The 9,007-nt window shown below is 38.4% G+C and carries 10 protein-coding genes and 1 pseudogene; 3 read left to right on the top strand and 8 right to left on the bottom strand.

What is annotated here, in order from left to right; genetic code table 11:
* Positions 1-391: 391 nt before the first annotated feature.
* On the top strand, positions 392-637 hold the full coding sequence (locus AAC037_RS12475; protein WP_339903305.1) for a hypothetical protein: 246 nt from the start codon (positions 392-394) through the stop codon (positions 635-637).
* Here the strand turns inward: AAC037_RS12475 and coaE are convergent.
* From coaE to AAC037_RS12440, 7 genes are all read right to left on the bottom strand, one after another.
* On the bottom strand, positions 634-1,242 hold the full coding sequence (gene coaE, locus AAC037_RS12470; RefSeq protein ID WP_339903304.1) for a dephospho-CoA kinase: 609 nt from the start codon (positions 1,240-1,242) through the stop codon (positions 634-636). The genes AAC037_RS12475 and coaE overlap by 4 nt on opposite strands.
* The gene (locus AAC037_RS12465) at positions 1,235-2,140 is read right to left on the bottom strand and encodes a YbbR-like domain-containing protein (protein WP_339903306.1); all 906 of its coding nucleotides are present in this window, start codon (positions 2,138-2,140) and stop codon (positions 1,235-1,237) included. The genes coaE and AAC037_RS12465 overlap by 8 nt, the downstream gene beginning before the upstream one ends.
* A 72-nt stretch (positions 2,141-2,212) precedes the next feature.
* Entirely contained in the window at positions 2,213-2,533 is a 321-nt protein-coding gene (yajC, locus tag AAC037_RS12460; RefSeq protein ID WP_339903303.1) for a preprotein translocase subunit YajC, read from the bottom strand.
* A 2-nt stretch (positions 2,534-2,535) separates the two neighbouring features.
* Positions 2,536-3,081 carry a DUF1573 domain-containing protein gene (locus tag AAC037_RS12455; RefSeq protein WP_339903302.1) on the bottom strand — a complete coding sequence of 182 codons (546 nt, stop codon included), beginning with the start codon at positions 3,079-3,081 and terminating at the stop codon, positions 2,536-2,538.
* Between the two features lie 12 nt (positions 3,082-3,093).
* A complete protein-coding gene (locus AAC037_RS12450; protein ID WP_303614049.1) occupies positions 3,094-3,402 on the bottom strand; it encodes a YtxH domain-containing protein in 309 nt (102 codons plus the stop codon).
* Between the two features lie 8 nt (positions 3,403-3,410).
* Positions 3,411-4,595, bottom strand: coding sequence for a transcription antitermination factor NusB (gene nusB / locus AAC037_RS12445; RefSeq protein WP_339903301.1), 1,185 nt, complete (start codon positions 4,593-4,595; stop codon positions 3,411-3,413).
* 147 nt (positions 4,596-4,742) lie between these two features.
* A complete protein-coding gene (locus tag AAC037_RS12440; protein WP_339903300.1) occupies positions 4,743-5,843 on the bottom strand; it encodes a Glu/Leu/Phe/Val dehydrogenase dimerization domain-containing protein in 1,101 nt (366 codons plus the stop codon).
* A gap of 144 nt (positions 5,844-5,987) precedes the next feature.
* On the opposite strand from AAC037_RS12440, the gene AAC037_RS12435 reads away from it, so the two are divergent.
* On the top strand, positions 5,988-7,781 hold the full coding sequence (locus AAC037_RS12435; protein ID WP_339903299.1) for an ABC transporter ATP-binding protein: 1,794 nt from the start codon (positions 5,988-5,990) through the stop codon (positions 7,779-7,781).
* An 18-nt stretch (positions 7,782-7,799) separates the two neighbouring features.
* Here AAC037_RS12435 and AAC037_RS12430 read toward each other — a convergent pair whose 3' ends face one another.
* Positions 7,800-8,546 carry a hypothetical protein gene (locus AAC037_RS12430; protein ID WP_339903298.1) on the bottom strand — a complete coding sequence of 249 codons (747 nt, stop codon included), beginning with the start codon at positions 8,544-8,546 and terminating at the stop codon, positions 7,800-7,802.
* Between the two features lie 158 nt (positions 8,547-8,704).
* Here AAC037_RS12430 and AAC037_RS12425 point away from each other — a divergent pair.
* Positions 8,705-9,007, top strand: a pseudogene (locus AAC037_RS12425) (DUF4838 domain-containing protein); the annotation flags it as partial.

The raw sequence follows: 9,007 nt of genomic DNA, 5'->3' as shown, positions 1-9,007 counted from the left end.
AAAGCCTATTGTCTATCGCCTCTATGCTATAGGGAAAGATGACAAGCGCTATTACCCTATTACTGTTAAAACCTAATTTATTTTGCTGTTTCCAAATTCCCTAAACCTAGCAATAGTATCCTTTTCGTTTTCAGTTTCTTTTTTAATCTGCCAGAGTTCATTCGATTTTTTTTAAGGAGCGGATCAAACCAGGCTTAATGAAGCAGGAAAACCTGTAGCACTATTTGAGTTTAAAAATGTTAAGTTAGTTTAATTCAATCAAATTACTTTGCTCTAAGGATGCAATTTTTGATTAAATTTTTTAATTTTATTCATCAGAAAACAGTGGTCACCCCTAATTGAATTGCATTTTACCCAAAAGCCTAATATAATCACTTTAACAAAGCATTTGATGAGTAAAGAGGACTTTAACAGGCTGAGTATCCAAAAGAAAACACAAAAGCTGTACACAGAAGGCACCTTTGTGGTGGCCATTCGGTACTATACCCATAAAGTAAACTTGTACTTATTGGGTAATGAATATGTTGAGGTTTTTTATAACCATAAGCAGGATCGAATTGATAAAATAGATTTTTTAAATCACAGGCATTCTCGAATGAAATTCTACCTGGATCAAATCAGCCTGAGTGAAATTTAATTGGCCCTGCTAAGCAAATGCTCATGGATTTTTATTATTTGAGGGATTACCAAGGTGGATTCATCATTGGTAATTAAAAAATCTGCCAGTTTATTTTTTTCTTTGTCAGTAAATTGTTTCTGAATTATTTGTCGGATTTGTGTTGTGCTACGCTGGGGATCTCTGGACTTGACCCTTTCTATTCGAATAGATTCCGAAGCAGTAACATGAATTGTAGCATCCAGCGATTTATAAGAACCTGTTTCGAACAATAAAGCCGCTTCCTTTAATACATAAGCTGTGTGCTGGCTATCTGCCCATCGTTTAAAGTCTTCTCCAACTACAGGGTGAACCAGTTCATTTATTCGTGAGGTTTTTTCGGGGTCAGAGAAAATGATATTTGCCAAGTAGGAACGATTCAGCCCTCCATCTTTGTCATAGGATTCCTCGCCAAACTCCTTCGATATATTTTTTTTCAAGGTTTGGTGATAAATCATAAGCCATTTGGCCCGCTCATCAGCATTGTAAACTGGAAGGTCAAGGAGGGAAAATATTTTTGAAATCAAAGTTTTTCCTGCACCTATTCCTCCACTAATCCCAACAAGCAAAGGTTTTTTCTTATTCATAGATCAAATCAAAACTGCTTGGTGTGAAAGATACCTCCCGGATATAAGCGGGATTTACATTCAAAGTCACAGCGATGGAGCTGTCTTCCCTATTTCTATTGTTGTAATTTAATATTGCTTTAAGGTTTAGCGATTCCAACTCACCCTGTTTTCTTTCGTCCACCAATAGTTGAACACTCACATTGTTTGTCGCACTATTGGTACTTACATTGTTGGGGAAATACAATTGATCAATGCTTAATTCTAACTTTTTCTCGATAAAAGCGACTACCTGAAAGCTTATTTGTACGGTTTCCTCTTCTAATTGTAAAAAGTTCCTTTTGGTTTTGTCCAGTTCCAGAGGCAATAATTTGGAATAATGGTTCTTGATATTGTTTTCTCCCAGTTGCACCATTAGTTTGCCATCAAATTGTTCGATGACAGAAATTGGCCCTTTCACTGTTACAAATTCAGGGTCTACCAAAATTGGGGAGGCATAATCATAATTTTCGGCAAGGGTATTGGGCAATGTATCAGGAATTATTTTAATTTTCTTAGATACGATCTTATCAATATTAAAAAATAAAGTGTCTTGGGTAATTCGCACCAAATTGGTGGCTGAAATATGTTCAGCCATTTGCTGACTGATTTGCTCTGTTACTAGATAAGGTTGGTGGGAGGGGTCGTCAAGGGTGATTTCCAGCGGGTTCTGGCTTATGTTTAAGTGTTTTTTTAAAAGATCCCAACCATTTCCGTTGATCTCTATTTTAATTACCTGTGGTAAAGGTTTCACCGCCATGTATTCCTCCTCATCATAATCAATGGATATAGGCTGGTTAACTATGGTGGTATAATTGTCTTTATTTAAAGCATTGAGTAACCAAAAGGTGGTAGCAGTGACAACGCACAATACTACCACCTTCAAATTGGAAGTTTTATCTGGTCTAAATTTCCGGAAATAGTTACTAAGTGTACTCAAGTGTACAGAAAATTATTTTTCACTGGATAATTTTTTTGTGTAATCAAGAGACAAGGCGGATTTCTCCACTCGTATTTTCATTCCTTTGTCGAGGTCGATTGTTACAATGTCTCCCTCCACGGCATATACTTTACCATGGATTCCACCTACGGTAACTACCTGTTCTCCCTTTTTAATTTCAGAGATAAATTTGGTGGTTTCTTTTTGCTTTTTTTGTTGAGGTCTGATCATGAAGAAGTACATGATTAGAATGATACTGCCAAAAAGAAATACCTGACCCATGATGCCACTACCTGCAGCACCGTCTACTTGAAGTAATATTGAATTATACATTTTTATCTTTTTACTGGACCTGCACTAGGTGTGGTGGATGTTCCTGTTGATCTATTAACTGTTCCTTTTAGCCTTAATCTTGTTACACTTGGAGAAGTGTTGGCTTGAATTGTAACTGTTGGACTTTGAACACCGGATTTTCCTCTGGAGTTAAATACAACTTTAATAAAACCTTCATCACCCGGTTTAACGGGCTCTTTTGACCATTCAGGACTAGTACAGCCGCAAGAAGCCTGAATATTGGAAATAATCAAAGGCACTTGCCCTTCATTTTTAAACTTGAAAACGTGCTCAACTACTTTTCCCTCGTCAATGGTGCCAAAATCAAAGATTTCTTCTTCAAAACCAAAGGCTCCTACAGTGGCAGGGTCTGCAGGCTGTACATTTTGGGCAGTAGAAGGAGTGACCACCTGATTTTGTTCAAGCTGAGAAATCTTTTGCTCCAGTTCCTGTATTTTATCATCGTTCCCGCTTCCTTTTTCACTACAGGCTCCCGCCATTATCAGTGTGAGGCCCAATAGCCACACTGAAAGATTAGAATACTTCATAAATAGACTGTTTTAATTTTTATTGTTGTCGTTGTTGATTTGATCAATAAGTTTATTGACGTCGTTAAGCAAATTCTCTGCTTTGGATTTTGCTTCCGTAATGACTTTATCTCCTTCAGATCTAGCAATATTATCTGGCAGGTGTTTTTCATCTACCATCTCATTGATTAGGTCTTCCAGTTCATTGCGATATTTTGCTAACCTGTAGGATAATTTATCTCGCGTATTATTTCCTGCATCAGGGGCAAAAAGCACCCCTAGCGTAGCACCCAATCCTGCTCCTAGAGCAAATGCGAATATTGAATTACTTTTTTTACCCATTTTATATTTTATTTATTATCTATGAGACCTCTACCACTCTTACGTATTTTTCCGCTTTCGGTTAATTCTTTTGATAAAGTATCCAAAAGTCCATTTACAAACTGTTTACTTTTAGGAGTACTATAGGTTTTAGAAATATCTATGTACTCATTAATGGATACCTTAGTCGGGATACTTGAGAAATTCACCATTTCTGATAAAGCCATTATTAGTATTACTCTATCTGTTAAAGCAATTCGCTCTACATCCCAGTTTTTGGTTGTAGTGGCAATTAACTCACTGTACTCCTTCTCTGAAGCTACCGTGAGGTTAAATATTTCTTGAAAGAATTCTTTATCTTCTTCCCAGTTTAATGCCAATTCAGGAAGAATTTCCTCGGACTCATCCTCAGTGCCCGTAATGGTCTTCAATACTTTGGAAGACAAACTTCTCACAATGGATTTGTTTTCAGTCCAATTCAAGTCCTTGTCCTGAAAGAAGCTTAATATTGCCTCTTTTTTAAAAATAATCTTTTTTAGTATAGTCAGTAAAATCTCTTTGTCATCCTCGATGCTTGGATTTTCTATGGTCATGTATTTTTGGTAGTCTTCATGCGGCTTCACCAGTTCTCTATACCATTCCTTGATTTCTAACTCCAATTCCTCGATATCTACTTCAAATCTAAGACATTCCTTCTTGAATGAATGATTTTGCTCGATTATTCCCAATACTTTATTGGAACCAAGATTGTAGGCAGAATCTTGCTGAACTACAGGTTGCTCTTCAAATTTTCTCTTTTTGACCTTCTCTTTCCTAACATGTTCCCCAAAACCGACCAACATGCTAATGGCAAATAAATACAATGCAGGAATATTTTCTACAGCTGCCAACATATTGGTTCTCAAGAACTCTTGATCTTTTTTGTTGCTCTTATTATAAAAGCTAATGGCTTTCACTGCTGTTTCTTTTACCTTTTCATTGTCACTTTTGTCCAATGATAATTGAACCTTATCTATGTTTTTGGTAAAAACTTCAATACATCGGCCAGCTTCCTTTTTAAGCAAAGCCCTGTCTTGAACTTCCATAGAATTAAGGTCGGGCAAAAAAGCTTCTTTTATGAAGTCTTGTGCCAAATTTGCATTGGAATGCTTACACTGTTGAAAAGCATATAACGTCTGAAATGCTTTTACTCTGAGGATTCTCCTATTTAACATTAACTGAAATTAAAGAACGTGATAAGTGTTTATTGACAGGAAGGACAGAAGCATCCATTCCTCGCCAAAACTAATTTTCCTGCAAATTAGTAAATGTACCTGCAAAGGACAAATATTTGATCTTTCATGCAGTAAAAAAGAATGTGCTTACCATGACATTTTTAATTGCCCGATATCCTGTATTCTTTTTACTGCTTTTTGGAGAGCTGCTTCATGCGGAGAAATTCCTCTGGAAGTAGCAAGATTGAATACCTCTAAACAGGTTCCATATATCTTTTCTGCTTTTTCCAAGGCCAAGGCCTTTGAGTAATTGCCTCGATACTCTTGGTAAACATTCATCAATCCACCGGCATTGATCAGAAAATCCGGTGCATAGAGTATACCCTGATCCAAAAGCATTTGCCCGTGTCTTTGCTCATTTTCCAACTGATTATTGGCTGCGCCTGCCACTATATCGCAGGTGAATTGGGGGATGCTTGTATCATTCAGTTGACCTCCCATGGCACAAGGGGCAAATATGTCCATAGGGATTTCATGAATAGCAGCGGCTTTCACCACTTTTGCCTTGGTTGTAGCTGCCACCTTTGCCGCCTTTTCTGTGTTGATATCGGCGACCATCAAAACTGCATTTTCTTTACTCAGATGTTCCGCCAAATGCTTGCCTACTTGACCGGCAGCTTGGATTAATATTTTTTTACCTTCAAGAGAATCATTCCCATAGGCTTGTTTGGCGGCAGCCTTCATTCCGAGGTAGGTGCCATAGGCAGTGACAGGAGATGGGTCGCCTCCGCCACCTTTACTTTCAGGCAAGCCCGTCACATGTTTTGTTTCCATGGCAATGTATTCCATGTCTGCCGTGTGGGTGTTCATATCTTCTGCAGTGGTATAGCGACCACCTAAACTTTCAATAAATCGGCCAAATCGCCTCAAATAAGCTTCCGATTTCTGGGAGGGATCTCCTATTAAAACTGCTTTTCCTCCGCCTATATTTAATCCGGAAATGGATGCCTTAAAGGTCATTCCCCGAGAAAGCCTTAATACATCTTTTATCGCATCTGCTTCATTGGTATAATGCCACATTCTGGTTCCGCCCAAAGATGGACCTAGTACTGTGTTGTGAATGGCTATTAGGGCCTTGAGTCCGGTTGGCTTGTCATAGCATATGACCAACTGCTCATGCTCCATTTCCTCTATCTGAGCATAGATTTCATTTATCTTGGGTTTTTCCTCTGTTTTGGTAGCCTCCATTGAACTTTGATGTTTATAATATGTTATATTTGAGTTCAGTTAAAAAACAAGTGTGTACAAAATTTTATGTATTTCACCTGCCTTTCATTTGCAATATAACATAATATTGTAAAAGATATTGTGGTTTAAAAAGTCTTTTATTTTGTGAAGCCCCTTTGGAGATTAAATAAGTATCTATTCAAATACAAGCTATACCTCTTATTAGGTATCGTATTTACATTTATTTCAAACTTTTTTGTAATAATTCCTGCGAGATTAGTGGGGATTGCCATCGATTACGTGGTGGAAAGCTTTAGCTATTATCAGTTATATGATGAGGGGGGAGTTGTACGAGAGCTGGCAAGGTCTGAGTTTTTAATGTACATTTTTATTTTCGGTATCCTTATTTTGGCCATGGCGCTTCTTCGAGGCCTATTCCTTTTTTTGATCCGCCAAACCATCATAGCGATGTCTCGGTTGATAGAATATGATATGAAGAATGAGATTTATGCCCATTATCAATCCCTACCCCTAAGTTTTTTTAGACAAAATAGCACGGGGGATTTGATGGCAAGAATCACAGAAGATGTTTCAAAAGTGCGCATGTATCTAGGCCCCGCCTTGATGTATGGGATCAATTTGATTGTGTTGTTTCCCATGGTAATTGGTTATATGCTCACAGTTAATGTACCACTGACCCTCTATTCCCTTTTGCCATTGCCAGTATTGTCAATCAGTATTTATTTGGTCAATAATATGATCAATAAGCGTTCGGAAAAGATTCAACGGAGCATGTCTGGGTTGAGCACTTTTGTACAGGAAGCTTTTTCTGGCATTCGGGTGATTAAATCATTTGTGAGGGAAAAGGATAGTGCCAATCAATTCCAAAAAGCCAGTGAAGATTATAAAACCAAATCCATTTCCCTCACCAAAGTTCAATCTCTTTTCTTTCCGTTAATCATGGCATTGATAGGGCTGAGTACCATAATAACCGTGTATGTTGGAGGGATTCAAGTAATTGAAGGGGCTATAGGTTATGGCGTAATAGCAGAGTTTATTCTATATGTCAATATGCTAACTTGGCCGGTGACCTCTTTGGGTTGGGTAACAAGTATCGTGCAAAGGGCAGCCGCTTCCCAGACAAGAATCAATGAATTTCTTGATGAGAAAAATGATGTTTTAAGTACCGAGAATTTAGTAAAGGATGTAGAAGGACATATAAAAGTAGAAAAGCTCACATTTGTTTATCCGGATTCGGGCATTAAAGCATTAAATCATATAAGTTTTGAGATTAAGGCTGGAAAATCATTGGCCATTATAGGGACAACAGGCTCAGGAAAATCCACCGTGGCCAATCTCCTGATGCGCTTGTATGATGCAGATGAAGGAGAAATTCTTTTAGATGGCTTGAATATTAAGCGCTATGATATTGCTTGCTTGAGAGAACAAATAGGTTATGTGCCTCAGGATGTGTTTTTATTTAGTGACTCTATATCTAACAATATTGGTTTTGGTCTGGGCAAATCACTAGATATGGAGCAAATCGAACAGGCGGCAAAAGATGCGGATGTTTATGAAAACATCATCGAGTTCCCTCAAGGCTTCGACACACGACTTGGCGAGAGAGGCATCACTTTGTCGGGTGGGCAGAAACAAAGGGTTTCCATTGCCAGAGCCATTGTGAAATCCCCTAAAATATTATTGCTGGATGATTGCCTTTCTGCGGTTGACACCAAAACAGAAAACGCTATTTTAAATGCTTTGGAAAAGATAATGAAAAATAGAACTTCCATTATCATTTCCCATCGGGTGTCCTCAGCAAAGCTTGCCGATCAAATTCTGGTGTTGGATGATGGTGAGATTGTAGAACAAGGAAAACATGTAGATTTAATGGCTGCCAAAGGGACCTATGCTGCCTTGTATGAAAAACAAACCCAACAAGCCGGTGAAGTTGAATGAAAGGATTTTTCAATAAGATTATAACTGAATAATCAAACCTGCCACTGCAAACTGGACCAAAGTGAAATTGTAGACTTCATCTACATCTGCTCCCCCTTCCAAATATCGGTAGCCGGCTTTTAGGGCCAAATGATCTGTGATAGGGAGTTTGGTGCCTAAGAATAAATCGAAAGCCCTTCCCGGGCCTCCTGCGAGACCATCCCCTTCAAAATAAATTAGGTGGTCATTACCCAAGTCATAGGCAGTATATAAGTGCAAAAGTGGAACAAAACCCAAATCATCCTTTTTGTCCTCCAGCCCTTGTTCATTGGCCAACCGGACCTGAGCATCCCTGATCTTGGCGGTGAAGCCTATTCCTACAAGCCAGTTTCCTGAAGAGATAATGTCTCGGCGATAAGTCAGTCTGTAACTGTTGAATTTGTAATAGCCATCCAAAGCTTCCCCTTGGGTGAAAACACTGGATTGAAAGTTGATGTCTTTGTTTGCTGTGCCATTGTAATTTATTCCTAGCGGGGCATACAATGCATAAATATGGTTTTTCTCTTTAAAGGTATACCCAAGTCTTACCCGAAAAGGAATAACCGGCCCTTCAGCCTCAAAATCATCTTCAAAACTGAACAAAGTCCCGGAATTATTGGGTATGCACACATCATTATAACCCGGAAATGCCAGCCCTGTTTCCGCATCAATCGTGATTTGAGCTTTAAGCGGAATAGCAATAAAAAATAGGAGGGAAACAAGTGGAATCAATATCGGTTTGTACATGAATTATGTGCTTTTAGGTTTAACTTAACAAGTTAGAATCAAGTATTGTGCCTGTTCTTTTAGGTCTGCTTTTTATTTTTTTAAGTAAATTTCTCTTTTTTCCTTCCTCTGTTGTATATTTCATTGTATTCTATTCTGTCAGTAGCCCCAAATTTCCTATGAAAACATTGATTGGACTCTTATTAGCAATTTCATTCTTCACCACCGGCTTGGCGCAAGAACTAACCTTGGTCAAAAACCGAAAATCTGATTTTACCATCATTATTCCAGTACAACCTACCCTAGAGGAAATTAAGGGAGCCAAGGTACTGCAACACTATTTGTTTGAAATTTCCGGCGCAAACTTACCGGTAAAGCGAGACTTAGGATTACCCGGGATGAATGAAATCCTGGTTGGTAAAGTTAGTCGGGCAGAAACTGCTCTTTTGCCCTATGACAAAATGGGGAAGGATGGAATTTAT

The sequence above is a fragment of the uncultured Cyclobacterium sp. genome (genome assembly GCF_963976465.1).
Lineage (GTDB): Bacteria > Bacteroidota > Bacteroidia > Cytophagales > Cyclobacteriaceae > Cyclobacterium.
Note: the sequence above shows the minus strand (reverse complement) of the source record. Positions and strands in the feature narration are given on the sequence as shown.